At 38.5% G+C, this 17673-nt stretch carries 11 protein-coding genes; 10 read left to right on the forward strand and 1 reads right to left on the reverse strand.

Annotated elements, in window-relative coordinates; translation table 11 throughout:
- Positions 1–520: 520 nt before the first annotated feature.
- The 5 genes from ACN0TV_RS07245 (at position 521) to dnaG (ending at position 7373) form a co-directional block, all read left to right on the forward strand.
- Positions 521–1624, forward strand: a complete 1104-nt coding sequence (locus tag ACN0TV_RS07245; protein ID WP_417361573.1) for a transporter substrate-binding domain-containing protein — start codon at positions 521–523, stop codon at positions 1622–1624.
- A 375-nt stretch (positions 1625–1999) separates the two neighbouring features.
- Positions 2000–3049, forward strand: a complete 1050-nt coding sequence (gene queA, locus ACN0TV_RS07250; protein ID WP_417361575.1) for a tRNA preQ1(34) S-adenosylmethionine ribosyltransferase-isomerase QueA — start codon at positions 2000–2002, stop codon at positions 3047–3049.
- A gap of 155 nt (positions 3050–3204) precedes the next feature.
- Entirely contained in the window at positions 3205–4248 is a 1044-nt protein-coding gene (gene rlmN / locus ACN0TV_RS07255) for a 23S rRNA (adenine(2503)-C(2))-methyltransferase RlmN (protein WP_417361577.1), read from the forward strand.
- An 81-nt stretch (positions 4249–4329) separates the two neighbouring features.
- Positions 4330–5307 carry a polyprenyl synthetase family protein gene (locus ACN0TV_RS07260; RefSeq protein WP_417361579.1) on the forward strand — a complete coding sequence of 326 codons (978 nt, stop codon included), beginning with the start codon at positions 4330–4332 and terminating at the stop codon, positions 5305–5307.
- Positions 5308–5369: 62 nt separating this feature from the next.
- On the forward strand, positions 5370–7373 hold the full coding sequence (dnaG, locus tag ACN0TV_RS07265; protein ID WP_417361581.1) for a DNA primase: 2004 nt from the start codon (positions 5370–5372) through the stop codon (positions 7371–7373).
- Positions 7374–7561: 188 nt separating this feature from the next.
- On the opposite strand, the gene ACN0TV_RS07270 is transcribed toward dnaG, so the two are convergent.
- The gene (locus ACN0TV_RS07270) at positions 7562–8632 is read right to left on the reverse strand and encodes a phosphoglyceromutase (RefSeq protein ID WP_417361583.1); all 1071 of its coding nucleotides are present in this window, start codon (positions 8630–8632) and stop codon (positions 7562–7564) included.
- A 620-nt stretch (positions 8633–9252) separates the two neighbouring features.
- Here ACN0TV_RS07270 and ACN0TV_RS07275 point away from each other — a divergent pair.
- Genes ACN0TV_RS07275 through ACN0TV_RS07295 form a run of 5 tightly spaced genes read left to right on the forward strand, consistent with a single transcriptional unit; the run spans position 9253 to position 17620 of the window.
- Positions 9253–12567 carry a SusC/RagA family TonB-linked outer membrane protein gene (locus tag ACN0TV_RS07275; protein WP_417361585.1) on the forward strand — a complete coding sequence of 1105 codons (3315 nt, stop codon included), beginning with the start codon at positions 9253–9255 and terminating at the stop codon, positions 12565–12567.
- Between the two features lie 18 nt (positions 12568–12585).
- A complete protein-coding gene (locus ACN0TV_RS07280; RefSeq protein ID WP_417361587.1) occupies positions 12586–14322 on the forward strand; it encodes a RagB/SusD family nutrient uptake outer membrane protein in 1737 nt (578 codons plus the stop codon).
- Positions 14310–15317 carry a sugar phosphate isomerase/epimerase family protein gene (locus ACN0TV_RS07285; protein ID WP_417361589.1) on the forward strand — a complete coding sequence of 336 codons (1008 nt, stop codon included), beginning with the start codon at positions 14310–14312 and terminating at the stop codon, positions 15315–15317. Before ACN0TV_RS07280 ends, ACN0TV_RS07285 begins: the two co-directional genes overlap by 13 nt.
- A 17-nt stretch (positions 15318–15334) precedes the next feature.
- A complete protein-coding gene (locus ACN0TV_RS07290; RefSeq protein WP_417361591.1) occupies positions 15335–16417 on the forward strand; it encodes an SGNH/GDSL hydrolase family protein in 1083 nt (360 codons plus the stop codon).
- A 27-nt stretch (positions 16418–16444) separates the two neighbouring features.
- The gene (locus ACN0TV_RS07295) at positions 16445–17620 is read left to right on the forward strand and encodes an Sb-PDE family phosphodiesterase (RefSeq protein WP_417361592.1); all 1176 of its coding nucleotides are present in this window, start codon (positions 16445–16447) and stop codon (positions 17618–17620) included.
- Positions 17621–17673 lie beyond the last annotated feature (53 nt).

The following is a 17673-nucleotide window of genomic DNA, read 5'->3' on the forward strand; positions in this document are numbered from 1 at the left end:
TCAATTTCATAGTACAAAGTTCATAAAAGTTGCTACATGATTACCAGTCAATAAAAAATAGTTATTAACAAAAAGGGATTACTGCTTTGTTCCCATCCACTAAAGATCAATGGGTTTGCGCAGTAAGTTTATGAACTTTTAAAACCATTAAAATAGAAAAGAAGTCCTGTTTCAGTATTTTTTATATGAATGACTCTATTGGTTTCTTAATCCATATTGCTGCGCATGTAAAACACTTCTTTTCAGAGGACTTCAATCTTCTCACGTTTCCCTCAAAATGCGTGTGACAGGCTTCCTCGCTTCTGAATTCGGCCGTAAAATTAATGATTTTAAAACCTTTTTTTTGTGTCTAAGACACGCTGAATTTAAGATTTGAAGTGGTCGGAGATATGCCATAAGTATCTTTAGATTTTCTTATAGAGAAATATTCCTTTCTTCTATTTCATTAGAAAAAGTTTGTATAAAAACGAAATTTGCAGTATTATTTCACTCAAAATCAAAACCCTACAAAATTTATTTTATGAAATTAGAGCAAGCTGCGTCATCCCTCCTTATCTTTTGTTTTTGTTTTTTTTCTGTAGCCAGACTTCAAGCACAGGATACAAAAACAGATAGCCTCACAACGATTCAACTGCGCGTTGGGGTTGCTGGAAATGAGCCCTTTGTGTTTCCTGAAAACTCATCCACCAAAGGTATTGCTTTAGATGTATGGGAAGACTTAGCGCTTATGAAATCCTTGGACTACACTTATACATATTTCACTACTGTTGAAGATGCTTTATACGCGTTAAACAGAGGCAAATTGGACATCGTCGTTGGCCCTATAAGTATAACCTCACAGCGACTTGAGAATATGCGGTTTTCACAACCGTTTTACAATTCAAGTTTGGCCATCGTCTCACGAGTTGATGACCCTACGCTGTGGCAGAAAGTCAAACCTCTTTTTAGTATGAAATTACTGCTTGCAGTTGGAGTTTTTCTTGTTATTTTGGCTGTTGTTGGTACATTATTATGGTTAGCGGAACGAAAAAAATCACCAGAGCAGTTTTCTTCTAACATTGTTAGTGGGATTGGTACGGGGATGTGGCTAGCCATAGTAACTATGAGTACTACGGGGTATGGAGATAAGGCGCCCATTACCTTAATGGGACGGATAATTGCTGGGAGCTGGATGATTATTTCGATCATCTTTGCGACATCCATGGTGGCAGGTATTGCTAGTACCCTTACTTTATCTTATTTAGAAACTTCTACATTTTCCAATATTGAGCAATTGTCCGGCCGTAAAGTGGCCACTATTTCTGCCTCGCCAGCCGAAGACTTTCTTAATGAGCATCAAGCTAAAATTACGGGGGTGGACAATCTTTTAGATGCCATGACAAAATTGAATAATAAAGAGGTGGATGCTGTAGTCTATGACCGACCCCAACTATTATATTACATGAAAAATCACAAGGACGAAGACTTGTATTTAGCCAAGGCCGAATACTTTAGACAAGGCTACGGTTATGCGTTTCCTGTTAATTCGTCATTTACCTCTGTTGTAAATAGAGGATTATTGGAACTGGCAGAAGAAAGTGAAACCGTAAATATTGTTGAGCATTATTTGGAAAAGGACCAATAAAACCAGCGGTGTCAGGTTAAAAAAAGAAATGTCCGCCACCTAACCAAAATAACATCCAATATTATCATGATTCTCAAGACCGTTGTGCACTTCAATATCTAGTATTTGATTTTCAGAATGCCCTTAATTACTTGAATACTAAAATAATTGGTAATTTACTTGACAACGCCTATCTCGGGGTCGTATATTTGCAGTTCGTAAAAATCTATTTGGTGAGTAAGGTTTTTACAACCAAACAAAAACACAGAATATTTAACGGATTTGAATCTATAATCATTTAGAACGATTGCCGATTTTTCTATCCTCTTTTAGAGAGTGATAGTGTGTCGGTTTTTTTTTTGTGGTGAAGATAGGTTCTTTGAAAAAAACAAATAAATGAAATTATCTAATTTTAGTTTTGAACTTCCTAAAGAATTATTAGCTGAATATCCGTCAGAGGATAGAGATGAGGCTCGTTTGATGGTCCTGAACCGCAAAGAGCAAACAATCGAGCATAAACTCTTTAAGGATGTGATTGATTATTTTGATGAAGGAGATGTTATGGTGTTAAATAACACCAAGGTTTTTCCAGCTAGATTATTTGGTAATAAAGAAAAAACTGGTGCTCGTATTGAGGTGTTCTTACTTCGAGAACTTAACGAAGAGCAACGTCTTTGGGATGTGTTAGTTGATCCGGCAAGAAAAATTAGAATTGGAAATAAATTATATTTTGGAAGCGACGAGAGTCTTGTGGCTGAGGTTATAGATAACACCACTTCAAGAGGGCGTACACTTCGATTCCTGTATGATGGATCTTATGAAGAGTTTAGAGGGAAATTAAATGAGTTAGGAGAAACACCATTGCCAAAATACATCAAAAGAGATGTTGAGCCAGAGGATGAGGAACGCTACCAAACTATATATGCAAAATCCGAAGGTGCTGTAGCGGCTCCTACTGCAGGGCTTCACTTTTCAAGACACTTATTAAAACGCTTGGAGATTAAAGGGATTGATTTTGCAGAGTTAACTCTACACGTTGGTTTGGGTACTTTTAACCCTGTTGAGGTTGAAGACTTATCTAAACACAAGATGGATAGTGAAGAGTTGTTTATTGATGCAAAAGCAGCTTCAATTGTAAACAACGCTAAAAAGGAAAAAAGAAGAATTTGTGCCATTGGTACCACTGCGATGAGGGGGTTGGAGAGCTCAGTATCTTCAAACCATATGCTGAACCCTTATGAAGGTTGGACCAATAAATTTATCTTCCCTCCATATGACTTTAGTATTGCTAACTGTATGATTACAAACTTCCATACACCAAAATCTACTCTGTTGATGATGATTTCTGCTTTTGCAGGTCATGACTTTGTTATGAAGGCTTATAAAGAGGCGATCAAAGAAGAGTATAAGTTCTACTCATACGGAGATGCTATGTTGATAATATAAGGCATCATTGGAAGTTTAAAAATAACATTGAATACAAAGAGTCCCGCTTGATTCAAGTGGGACTTTTTAAAATAAAACAACAGTTTAAGATTCAAGGACATCAAGAGAAACTTGACTTAACCCAAGAATCCTAATTGATACCGTATCTTTGTAGCATGCAAAATTCGAAAAAAGACATACGCGCACTGACCAAGGAACAACTCCGAGAATTCTTTGTATCAAAAGGAGATAAAGCATTTCGTGGGAATCAAGTGTATGAATGGTTGTGGGGGAAGGCCTGTTATTCGTTTGAGGATATGACCAATCTTTCGAAACAAACCAGGCAGCTCTTAGATGAGAATTTTGTCATTAACCACATTCGAGTGGATCAAATGCAACGAAGTTCAGACGGGACCATTAAAAATGCCGTTCAACTTCACGATGGGTTAGTCGTGGAGTCCGTACTTATTCCTACCTCAAGTAGAACTACAGCTTGTGTTTCGAGTCAAGTAGGTTGTAGTTTAGACTGTAAGTTTTGCGCCACTGCAAAGCTTAAAAGAATGCGAAATTTAAACCCAGATGAGATCTATGATCAGGTGGTGGCCATTGATAATGAAAGCCGTTTGTATTTTGATCGTCCACTTTCCAATATTGTTTTTATGGGAATGGGAGAGCCACTAATGAACTTCAACAATGTGTTATTGGCTATTGATAAAATAACAGATCCAGAAGGTTTAGGAATGTCTCCTAAGCGAATTACGGTTTCGACTTCAGGAGTTCCGAAGATGATCAAAAAACTGGCAGACGATCAGGTGAAATTTAAATTAGCAGTCTCATTACACTCTGCTATTGATGAAGTGAGAACCAGTATTATGCCGTTTAACGCTACCTTTCCTTTAAAAGACTTAAGAGAAGCTCTTGAATATTGGTATCAGCAAACCAAGAGTAGAATTACCTACGAATACGTGGTATGGAAAGGAATTAACGATCGACAAAAAGACGTAGATGCACTTGTGCAGTTTTGCAAATTCGCACCTTCTAAAGTCAATTTAATCGAATACAATCCCATTGGGGATGATATGTTTGAACAAGCTGAAGAAAGTGCTATAAAGATGTATCAAGACACTTTGGAACGCAATAATATCACGGTCACAGTGAGAAGATCCAGAGGAAAGGATATCGATGCAGCATGTGGTCAATTAGCTAATAAAATAGCATAAGTAAAGTGCTTAACAAATAATTAGTTTAAAAAGCACCTAAGTTTTTAATCCACTTAATATAATATTACCTTTACACTTTCTATGAAAGTAGTAGAACAAATTAAAGACCCGATCCGCCAAGAGATGGAACTTTTTGAAAAGAAGTTCCACGATGCTATGTCTTCTAAAGTGGCGTTGCTCAATCGCATTACTTATTATATTGTTAACCGAAAAGGGAAGCAAATGCGACCCATGTTCGTTTTTCTGGTTGCCAAAATGATTTCAAAAGGGAGTGTGAATGAACGTACTTACAGAGGAGCTGCGGTTATAGAACTTATTCACACCGCTACATTGGTTCACGATGATGTGGTTGATGATAGTAACCGACGCCGTGGATTTTTCTCAATTAATGCCTTGTGGAAAAATAAAATTGCGGTTTTGGTAGGTGATTATTTATTGTCCAAAGGCTTATTGCTTTCCATCGACAACGGGGATTTCGATCTGTTAAGAATTATCTCAGTAGCTGTTAGAGAGATGAGTGAAGGCGAGCTGTTGCAGATTGAAAAAGCTAGAAGACTTGACATTACCGAAGAGGTGTATTACGAAATCATACGACAGAAAACTGCTACGCTGATTGCGGCTTGCTGTAGTCTAGGAGCTTGTTCCGTCGCTCCAGAATCCGATCAGGTTGAGAAGATGCGGAAATTTGGTGAGTTGATTGGAATGGCCTTTCAGGTCAAGGACGATTTATTCGATTATACCGATGGTCCAATTGGAAAACCTACCGGGATTGATATTAAAGAACAGAAAATGACCCTACCTCTTATTTATGCTTTAAACCAAAGTGATAAAAAGGAGCGGAAATGGCTTATTAACTCTGTTAAAAGATATAATAAGGACAAGAAAAGAGTCCGTGAGGTCATACAGTTTGTAAAGCAAAAGGGTGGTATGGAGTACGCAGAGGGCAAGATGGTGAATTTCCAAAAACAAGCACTCGACATCCTTGAAGAATTTGAAGACTCCTCATACAAAGCCTCGTTAAAACAGATGGTGAATTACGTGATTCAGCGAAAAAAATAGTATTTTTCACTGATGATGATTCATCAACTTACCGTATTTTTAAAGTTTAAAACCATTTTAAATTGATATCCAAAAGCACCATAGATAAAGTTTTTGAAATCTCCCGAGTTGAGGAGGTTATTGGTGATTTTGTACAATTAAAAAAATCAGGATCCAATTACAAAGGGCTCAGTCCATTTACCGATGAGCGTACACCGAGTTTTATGGTGTCTCCTGTAAAGCAGATTTGGAAAGACTTTAGTAGTGGAAAAGGAGGAAACGTAGTGGCTTTTGTGATGGAACACGAACATTACACCTATCCTGAAGCTATTAGATATCTAGCTCGAAAATACAATATCGAAATTGAAGAAACCGAGCAAAGTGAAGAGTCTAAGGAAAAGACCAACGAGCGCGAGAGTATGTATCTTGTTTCTGAATTTGCTCAGGATTACTTTCAAGATATTTTGAAAAACACAGAGCCCGGAAAGGCTATTGGTGGCACCTATTTTATAGAACGTGGATTTACAGAGAAAACCATAGAAACTTTTAAGCTCGGTTATTGTCTGGATCAATGGGACGGTTTTACAAAGGCAGCAATACTGAAGGGCTATAAACTGGAGTTTTTAGAGAAGACAGGACTTACCATTGTTAAAGAAAAGCAGGGCGGCGAACAGAAACGAATGTTTGATCGTTTTAAAGGACGTGTAATGTTCCCGATACACTCTTTGAGTGGTCGTGTATTGGGTTTTGGTGGACGTATTTTAACTTCAGATAAGAGAGCAGCCAAGTATCTGAATTCTCCTGAGAGTGATATCTACCATAAGAGCAAAGTATTATACGGAATTTATCAAGCCAAGCAGACTATTGCTAAAGAGGATAATTGTTATTTGGTTGAAGGGTACACTGATGTGATTCAATTCCATCAAACTGGAGTTGAAAATGTGGTCTCTTCCAGTGGTACAGCCTTGACTTCTGAACAAATTAGGTTGATCAGTAGGTTGACTAAAAATATTACGGTCTTATTCGATGGTGATCAAGCAGGAATACGCGCATCTATACGTGGAATTGACCTGATTTTAGAACAAGGAATGAACGTTAAGATTTGCACCTTCCCAGAGGGTGAAGATCCTGATAGTTTTGCCAAGAGCCACAGCGAATCAGAATTGAAGGAATTTCTTGAAGAAAACGCTACTGATTTTATACAGTTTAAAGCCTCACTTCTAGCCAAGGATTCTCAGAATGATCCCATTAAAAAGGCGGAAACGATTCGTGATATTATCAATAGTATTTTTAAGATTCCAGACCGCATTCAACAAGAAGTTTATATTCAGGAATGTGCCAGAATCATGGATATTTCTGAAGCTGTGCTTTACAGTACCCTAGCCCAAATGGGAAGAAAGGAGGTTGCAGATGCGGATAGAGACTATCGAAAACAGCGGCAGCAAGAGACCATGAATGTGGTGAAGACACCTCAGGATGGGGTCGGTCGAAAAATCAATCTTCTCGATGAATTAGAGAAAAACATAATTGCAATCTTACTTTTTTACGGCTCATTAGAAGAGAAGTTCAGCGATACGGTATTGCAGGAAAATGAAGAAGGAGAAGTTATTGAACAAGATGTCCATATGGACTTAAAGGTATATGAGAAAGTCTTTCTTGAATTACAGGCCGATGAAATTGAATTCACAAATACGGCATTTCATGAGATCTATACCAGTCTTATTGAAATTTATAATAGGGAAGGAGATATCCAAGTTGATAAATTCCAGCAATTACTGACTCAAGAACAGAGTAAGCTTGTGGTGGATATATTGATGAATGAGGAAAAATACAGCCTGTCCAATTGGGAAAGCAAAGACATTCTAGTTAAGACCAAAGAGATGTCAGTAGGATTATTGGTCTTTCAGACTATCGCTATGTTACGCCTTAAATTACTCAATAATCTAGTTGATCAAGTACATACTGAAATTGGGGCAAATAACAATGCTACTGCCCAACAACTAGAGGACATCAAAAATTACTGGGAGCTACGTAAAATGCTCTCGTATAAATTTGGGTTGGTCACCAATACGACATTCTACAGTTAGGTTTCCAATGTTTCAATTGGATGTCTACATTTATCTCAATTTATTTAAGTATTCTCTTTGCGAAAACTTCGTAGTTTCTAGATACATACAAAGCCTTTATACCTTTTAAAGACAGTCTCTCGGAGTTGAAGATTCCTATGCGAATTGGTCCTTAAGAATCAATCATTCTTGGATAGTTCCAGTCAATACTACAGCTTTATTGGTTCAGCCATATAATCCTTAATTCCTTTTTCTAATTCAAATAGAATTAAAATTGTTGGTGCAACTCCAGTGGTGTACAATTGTTCTTTAGAGGTGATTTCTCCTAATGGTTTAACTCCTTTACCAAATGCTATAAACCAAACTTCTCTTGCATTTTCTATATCGCTTCCGTGGCTTTTCCACTCTTCCAAAGGCTCAGTTCCTCTACCATGATCTGTAGTAATTAGAACAGTCGTTTGCCCTTTATAAAAAGGGTTCCCTTCTATGAATTCCCACAAATCTTCTATAAAAAAGTCTGTGGTTTGAGCTGAATTTAAATAAGCAGAATAATCACCGTCATGAGCAAAGTCATCAGTTTCCCCATAGGCGATGTGTATCAAGTTTGGATGATGCTTCTTCATGGTTTCTATAGCGTAATGATGGGTGAATGCATCCAATCGCACACTTGACCATGGGCTTGGTATTTGAGATTGTAACTCGTTAAGGAATTTTTCCTTATCCGTTAGGTTTTCTCCTTTCGCTGTTTCAAAACCAGCATTTACAGGGATTCCACTTCGCTCTTCGTTAATGATGAAAGGGAATACATCCCAACTACCAAACGCAAACACCTTATTTTTAAATTCAGGGATAGTATTGATTATTTCCAAAACAGTGGTGTTAGGATTGTTTTTTTTGGAGTTACTATTAATTCGCTTGTCGTCTGCTTTCCCAGTTAAAATTTCATTGTAGCCTGGGTATGAGAATAACATATTGTTGGTCAAGTCTACCTCACTCCCTAAGGTTCTATTGCCGTGAATTTGTCCTTCTTGTGCTATATGACTCCAAACAAAAGGCATTAGGACTTTACGTCTTTCCTCTGGAGTATTGCGCCAGAATTTCTCTTTTAAAGCTTCACTGCCATGGTAGTCTTTGTTGGTTATTAATTTTTTGTCGGCACCAGTGAAAAGCTCCTGCCAACGCAGTCCATCCAGGGTAATTAATATTACTTTTTGATCTGTGTTTTGAGCCTTTAATAGAGGGCCAAGGCAAACGAGTATTATTAAAAGGATACGCTTCATAACGTTGGTTTTTTACTTAAAAATATTAAATTATAAGTTAATGTTCTATGGTAAAGTCACATTTCTTGATTCTAAATATGGCAAATGCCTTGTTTTTAAAGGATTCGCAAATAATCAACTTATGCTTTCGAAAAATTAAGCTGCATACTCTTGACATAAATTAAAAAATAACCTACATTGGAGAATATTAATTCATAAATAATCTATTGATTGTGAGTGATAAGTGCAGGTTTGAATCGGTTTGTTAATACTTCAGACCAATGAGAACCCAAGAGTCAGCCCCCAATAATTATACTTTAGAAGATGTAAAGCTTTAATAATATGAATAATAAGACCCCCTTCTACAAATCCCTAAGGTGAAATAATCAAGTCCTTGGGAACCAAAAGTCTATTTCTTTCGAAATATTTCAATTTACAGTAACTTAATTTACGGTTAACACCGATTTAATGAGAGTCTATGGAATCAACTGTTATTTTGCAATCTATTATAATAAGGGAATCCTCAATTCCGTCGCGTATGTAATAATCAATTTGTAAACCATAATAAATCAAAACCGCAATTGCTACGAACAATTGCGGATGATAAAATTAAGCATTGTGCAATCAATTACTTAAAATTTATGTATTTTAAAATTAATCAAAAAAAGTCTAAAAATGTAATTTTTGGACTATCTGCACTGTTTCTTTGTCAAACAGGCTTTGCAATGACATCCGAGTCTGTCGGAAATGGAGCTGTAATAGCTTATCGAACTAGTATTCAAGAGACTATTACAGGAACGGTTACCGATGATGCAGGAATTCCACTTCTGGGTGCGTCTGTTGCCATAAAAGGAACAACTACTGGTGTAACTACAGATTTCGATGGTAATTTTACTATTGAGGCTACTCGTGGTGATGTGCTACAAGTTACCTATGTTGGGTTTGAAACCAAGGAGGTCACTATTGAAGATCAAATGACCCTAAACATTCAGATGACTGAGAACACCTCTATACTGGATGAGGTTGTTGTAGTTGGGTATGGTACCCAACGAAAAGGGAATCTTACCGGTGCTGTCGGGAGTATTGATGCTGAGGACATTGCGCTTCGACCTTCACCAGACGTAACAAGCGCACTTCAAGGTTTAATTCCCGGATTAAATATTCAAATGAATTCCGGAGATCCTACAGCGACTCCTGATATAAATATACGTGGATTTAACTCCATCAACGGAGGTTCTCCACTTGTTCTTATCGATGGAATCGAAGGAGATATTACTAACCTTAACCCTCAAGATATTGAGAGTATTTCTGTGCTTAAGGATGCGGCTTCTGCTGCTATTTACGGCGCTAGAGGTGCATTTGGAGTTATTATTATAACCACCAAAACTGGTAAGGAAGGTGATTTGGTAATTAACTATACCAATAATTTCAGTTATACCACTCCTGCAACTCGTAAGGATTTCATTTCTGATCCTTACCTATACGGTAAAACAATAGACGCAGCGATTAACGGATATAATGGAACTTCTTATACGGGTTATAACGATGAGGATTGGAATACCATCAAAGGTGTTGCCAACGGAAGCATAGCGCCACACCATGAATTGCAGGCTGATGGAAGCTATAAGTTTTTCTACAAGACTGATTGGTACGACTATTTGTTTAAAAAATGGCAACCTTCAACTATGCATAGTATTTCAGTTTCAGGTGGAACTGAAAAACTTAAAGCCTATTTATCTGGAAGAATTTATGAGCGTGAAACAATCAATAACATTCAAGATTCAGAAACCACTAGAGACAATTTAAAGTCTACTATTACCTTTCAGGCAAACGATTGGTTGGAATTGTCGAATAACATACTTTTCAGCCACGATATAAATAAGGAATACGGAGGTTACAGAACTGGATACGGTGGTGTATTTAGTACCACTACCTGGTATGATCAAATGGCCTTCTATCCTAATTTCATCGATGGAATTCCAACCGAAGTTGGTCGAGGTGGTACAGGAGGACAAGGTGGCGCTGCGGCGATGGAAGCTGGAGGAAACTGGCGTAACTTCGATACCGAAGAGTTCACCAACACCTTTGGTGCAAAATTAACTCCTGTTGATAATTTGGTTATTAACTTAAATTACAGCAACAGATTCACCAATACCTCTACGACATACCGATTAAATGAATTTGAATACCTGAGTACTGATAAATTAACACCTACTACAGCCGGACTTAACCGATTAACGGAATACCGCTGGAAAGATAAATACAAGGTGTTTAACCTTTACGGAACTTACAACCTAGACATCGCTGATGATCATAACTTCAAATTGATGATAGGTTATAACCAAGAAGAATTTGACAGAGACAGAATAGTCGCTGAACAAGGTGGATTACTCGTTCCTGATCTTGCCAATCTTTCTTTAGGGACAGAAGTTATGGCAGCAGACGGCTCTGCATTATTATGGTCTGTTCAAGGGTACTACGGACGTTTTAACTATGACTACAAGAACAAATATCTTCTAGAGATCAATGCTCGTTATGATGGGTCTTCTCGATTCCCGGATGATAGCCGTTGGGGATTTTTCCCTTCTGTTTCTGCAGGATGGCAAGTGAACAGAGAGAGTTTCTGGGAGCCAATTAAAAACGCCGTTAGTTCATTAAAATTAAGAGCTTCTTACGGTCAGCTTGGGAACCAAAGTGTTGGAGTGAATACCTTCCAGCAAATTATGAACGCAGGTCGTTCTTCTTGGTTGGACAATGGAGAGCGTATCAATTATGTAAGTGCTCCAGGATCGCTTCCAAGAATTGTGAGTTGGGAAACCACCTCTACGCTTGATTTTGGTGCAGATATAGGCTTTTTAAATAATAAACTTACCGCCTCTTTTGACTGGTATGAAAAAAACACTGAGGATATGTACCTTCCAGGAGAACCTTTGCCAGCAGTCTTTGGTGCATCGGAGCCTAGAGAAAACTTAGCTTCTTTAAGAACTAGAGGTTTTGAACTTGGCATTGGATACCAAGATTCTTTTGATGTCGGTGGCCATCCATTAAGAATTAGCGCAAGTGCGAGTGTGACCAATTTTAAAGGTGTAATTACCAAATACAAAAACCCGGAAGGCTTGATGAGCACCTATTGGGAAGGTCAAGAATTGGGTCAGATTTGGGGTTATCACGTAGATGGGCAATTTCAGTCTGACGAAGAAGCATTGGCCTATCAAAACTCTTTTGAAAACCCTAGCAACAGCCTAGGTAACGTCTACAACTTCATCTTGAATATAGCACAAAATAACGAGTGGAATAAATTAAGAGCAGGGGATATCAAATATGTGGACGCCGATGGTGATGGTAGAATCGACAAAGGAAACTATACCTTGGAAGATCACGGCGATTTGCGTCCTATAGGAAATGCGATGCCCAAGTTTCCATTTGGATTTAACATTAGTGCCAATTGGAACCGTCTAGACTTTTCGATCTCAGGGGCAGGTGTGGGTAAACAAAATTGGTATCCTACAGGAGACATCTATTGGGGTACTTACCAAAGACCTTATCTCTCTTTACTTAGAAAAGATTTGGTGAACGATGCATGGACCCCTGAGGGTCGTGGCAAATTCCCACAAATTGACAGGGGATATGCTTCTCTTGGAACTGGTCGTTCCCTATATGAGATGAATGATTATTACCTAGAGAATGTTGGCTTTTTGAGAATCAAAAACATCACTTTTGGATATACCTTACCACAAGAAGTTACCCGTAAATTCCATGTGGAGCGTTTAAGACTTTACTTCAGTGGAGAAAACCTAATTACATGGCGTTTTGGAAATCTATCTAAATACATAGATCCAGAGGCCGCAGGTTCAGCCATTGATTATTCAAATCCAGGTGATGCAGTAGGTAGAGCTGATCTACGCTCATACCCCATAGGAAAAACTTTTTCACTAGGTCTTAATATTACACTTTAAAACGATAAAAAAATCCATATGAATACTAAGATTTTATTCAGTTTTTTAATAGTGTCAAGCTTATTAATCAGCTGTGACGACGACATTCTTGACCTTCCGCCGGAAGATCAATTGGTAGCTGACCAATTCTTTAACACTGCCAAGGACTTAGAGGTAGCTACAAACGATTTTTATACCATGTTTCCTACTACAGGAACCTATACAGATGATTCGTCATCAGACAACATCATGTCCTTAACACCCGCCGCACGAATTAGAGGGGGTAGAATAGTCCCGACCAAACGCGGAAGTGGTGGTTGGAATTGGTCACGTTTAAGAGATATTAACTTTTTCCTAGAGCATTATAAACAAGTGGACAACCCAGATGCGCAAAAACATTATGGGGGAATCGCAAGATTTTTCAGAGCGTACTTTTACTTTGATAAAGTAGCTCAGTTCGGTGATGTTCCATGGTATGGCGAAGTTTTAGAGGCTGGTGATGAAAGACTATACAAAGCTAGAGATCCTAGACAGCTGGTAATGGATTCCATAATGGCTGATATCGATTATGCAATTGCAAATATTCCTGCTGAAGTAGAGTTAAACAGAGTGACCAAATATACTGCATTACTTCTTAAAGCACGAATTGCACTCTTTGAAGGAACCTTTAGAAAGTATCACGGGATTAGTGGTGGTGAAGAGTTTTTAACAAAGGCAGCAAACACTGCCGAAGACTTGATGAGCTCAGGAGCCTACACCTTATATACAGCTGGTGGTCCACAGGAAGCTTATAGAGGATTATTCTCTCGTAATAGTCAGGATGCCGTTGAAACCATTCTTGCCAGAGATTTTGATCAAGAATTGGAAACACACAATTTAGGATACCTAATGACTGCACCCACTATGGGAGGTTGGGGAATGATGAAAGATGCTGTGAACAGTTATTTGATGGCTGATGGTACACGTTTTACAGAAATTCCAGGTTATCATACTATGGGATTCTATGATGAAATGCAAAATAGGGATCCAAGATTAACGCAGACCACAGCAGGTCCTGAATTTACAGTTCTTGGGGAATCTGAACAGGAGCCTGTTTCACTAGAATCTTCTACCACCGGATACAGAATTATAAAAGCATTACCGGACAAAAGTCAATGGAGTTCTTCCTATTTTGATGTCATCATTTTCCGTTATGCTGAAGCCTTGCTTATTTATGCAGAGGCAAAAGCAGAATTAGGAACCCTTACTCAAAGTGATTTAGATATCAGTATAAATTTACTTCGTGATCGCGTTGGTATGCCTCATTTAGATATGGCGCAGGCCAATGCTAATCCTGATCCTTATCAAGCGTCTTTCTATCAAAGTGTAGAGCAAGGTGCCAACAAAGGTGTTGTCTTGGAGATACGGAGAGAGCGAAGAATTGAATTGTTTAATGAAGGCCTAAGATGGCAGGACCTCATGCGATGGAAAGAAGGGAAGAAACTTGAGCAACCAATGCTTGGTATATATTTTCCAAGTCTGGGTGCACACGACTTCAATAATGATGGTAAGGCTGATGTCTATCTTCACCAAGGAGACCCATCTGGAGCTCCACAAAGCATTACTACCTTTATAAATGTGCTTCAACGTCCACTGACCGAGGGTACATCTGGTTATATGAATTCTTTTAGTGAAGGTGGTGTATTTGATGAGCAGAGAGATTATTATTATCCAATTCCTATTGAAGACCTACAGTTAAATGAAAATTTAGTACAGAATCCTAAATGGGAACATTAAGAATTATACACCTACTTTTAGGGGTAGGATTAGGGTGTGTGTTATTCCTGCAAAGTTGCAGGAATAACAACCGCTCTACCACAAAAGAAGATCAAACAGAGGAAGTTCAATCAAATACAGCAGTTTCAGATGATGCGCCTTTAGAGGTGGGCTTCGCACTTAGCCTAGGCCGTGTAAGTCTGGATACCTTAAGTCAGGCAAAAGCTGTGGGCATAGATCACATTGAGGTTTCCGGTTTGAGTATGTTTGTTAGTTCGGATCGAAGCTTTAAAGCGACAGATCAAGAAATAACTGAAAAATTAACCGCTGTCAAAAAAGCGGCTGATAGTGCAGGAATTAATATCTGGTCGATTCACATGCCTTTTGGTGCTCAAATTGACCTTTCTCTTATTGATGAGACCCAGCGTAATGAGGTTGTGGCCATGCATCAAAAGCTACTAGGTTTCCTAAGTATTTTAGAGCCTGAGGTAGTTTTATTTCATCCGAGTTATTATCTAGGTTTACAAGAAAGAGAAGTGCGTAAAACCCAACTTATTAAATCAGCAACCACATTGAATAAGGATGTTCAAAACATTGGAGCCACATTGGTTATTGAAAATATGTTAGGGCCAAAACTATTAGTGGATGAGAATAGGGAGCGACCACTGATGCGTACTGTGGAGGAATCCTTGGAGCTATTTTCTAAATTACCGAAGTCCATAGGACTGGCGGTGGATACCAATCATATACTTCACGCCGAGCAGCTTATTCTAGCTTTAGGAGGCCGTTTAACCACCCTTCACATTGCCGATGGTACCGGTGAGGCAGAAAACCATTGGTTTCCTTGTGACTTTAAAGGTAAAAATGACTGGGATAAAGTACTAGCAGCCTTGGAACAGGTGAAATACAAAGGCCCATTTATGTATGAGAGTTCAGCAAAAGAACTGGAGCAGTATAAGCAATGCTATCAAGAGTTGTATACGAATTATATCAAGCAACTGGACAAGGCAAATTAAAATCAATACGAATTCCAATGAAAGTTATAACCACCAGACGACTACTTTTACTACTGCTGTTCATAAACCTTATATCATACGGGCAGGAAAAAGGAGTAAAGTATTACCCTGCCACTGAATTTGGGATACAAGGCCTTGCGAAAGAAGTAAGTTCCGACAACTATAACCGAATCGATTCACTAAACAGTGTGCACATTTCTAAGCGTCTACAAAAGCTCTCTAGAAACGCTGCTGGTCTGTATGTGGAATTTCAGACGAATTCAAGTTTTATTGATTTAAAATGGGAGTTAGAATCTTATACTATCTTGCGCAATATGACGCCTTTGGCCGTAAATGGATTTGATCTGTACGGATTAAAGGGCTCAACATGGCAATATGTAGATTCAGGTATCGCTAAAGGGGAGCAGAATGAAGTTCGAATTATTAAAAATATGGAAACTTCAATGACCAGCTTTAGATTGTACTTTCCACTCTACAGTACCGTAAAATCCCTAGCTATTGGAGTTGACCCGAAGGCCGCTATGGTAATGACACCTTATAAGGATAAACCTCGGATAGTCATTTATGGCTCTAGCATTACCCAAGGAGCTTCAGCTTCGCGTCCGGGGATGGCGTTTACTTCCATTATGGCAAGAGCGCTCGATGTAGAGGTTATCAATCTCGGTTTTAGTGGATCTGGTAAGATGGAAGCGGAAATGGCTGCCATTATAAAAAAAATAAAAGCTGATGTTTTTATTTTAGACTGTGTTCCCAACCCTTCCCCAGAACAAATCACGGAGCGTACCATTCCTTTTGTAAAGCAGCTTCGCGAGGCTCAACCCAATGTACCGATTGTGATGGTGGAAAGCCTTTTTCGGGAAGCTGGGAATTGGAACCAAGTACTTGGAAAGAACGTGAAAGCGCAAAATGAGGCTTTTTATGCCAGTTACAGGCAGTTACTCAAAAACGGTTATACACAATTACACTACATCTATAGCCAAGAGCTTATAGGAGATGATCATGAAGCCACTACAGATGGGGTTCACTTTTCTGATTTGGGTCACTATCGAATGGCCATTACCCTGGAAAAGAAATTAAGCACACTACTTAACTACAACTAAATAGCAAGTAAAAAATAAAAAATAAAAATGACAACTTTTAATAGTACTCTTAAAACACTACTGTGTTCTCTCCTATGCATAAGTAGTATGCTTGGGCAGGAGGTTAAAGAACGGAATACCAAGATTCAACTTCCCGATATTCCCGGATATATGACCCTAAAAGCCGATTTTCATTTGCATACCGTTTTCTCTGATGGTCATGTATGGCCAAGTTTCAGAGTACGAGAAGCACAACGTGATGGACTTGATGTAATATCCCTAACCGAGCATATCGATTATGAGGGCTTTCCAGGGCTATTGGACTACAATAGAGAAGCAGGATATAAGATTGCACAGGATCGAGCCGAAAAAACTGATGTACTTGTCATAAGAGGCGTAGAGATCTCACCCAGAGTTCCTCCGTACCACAACAATGCGTTATTTCTTCAAAATGTAGATAAGCTACCTTATGATTATATGAAGGATACACAATCCACCTTTGTGATGAAGGATAATATCGAGAGGGAAGAGCTTATGGCACCATTTTTAGAGGTAGAACAACAGGGAGGCTTTGTGTTCTACAATCACCCGTCCTACAATTGGTGGGACAAAAAAGATAAGGAACTTTTTACCGATATTCACCATGAGTTACTTTCTAAAGGGATTTTAGGAGGGGTAGAAGTGGTGAATTCTGGTCGCTATAATCTCATTGCGCATCGTATGGCAGAGAAATACAATCTCACACTTATCGGAAACTCTGATGCTCATTATGAGATTGAAGGTGCTTACAAAACACATCGTCCTATGACACTGGTTTTTGCTAAAGAAAAGACTGAGGCTGCCATTAAAGAAGCATTGCTAGATAGGCGAACTATGGTATATTTCGATGATTATCTAGTAGGAAGAAAAGGTGAAGCAGAACCATTTTTTCAACAGGCTGTTTCGGTTACCGCCAAGAAAATAACTACGGCTAAAGCACCAAAGTTGGAGGTGAGTATTACCAATAATTCTGATATTCCTTTTGATTTAACATGTGTTACTGATTATATTGCTACTAATATGCCATTAGGAAAAATCAAAGTTCCTGAGCAGCAGACAGTATCTTTTGTTCTTTTTCCAGTTTGGGAATATCCACAAAAACTGCAGATCAAAACCACTGTGGAGAATATCTTGATCGCTCCGGATGCGGTGCTGGAAACAGTTCTTGTTGCGGAGATCAAATAATTTTATGCACGCAATTCATTACCTTTAGAACAGGTGAATAAAAGATAAAAGCA

Source organism: Galbibacter sp., from assembly GCF_048266365.1.
In the GTDB taxonomy this organism is placed as follows: domain Bacteria; phylum Bacteroidota; class Bacteroidia; order Flavobacteriales; family Flavobacteriaceae; genus Galbibacter.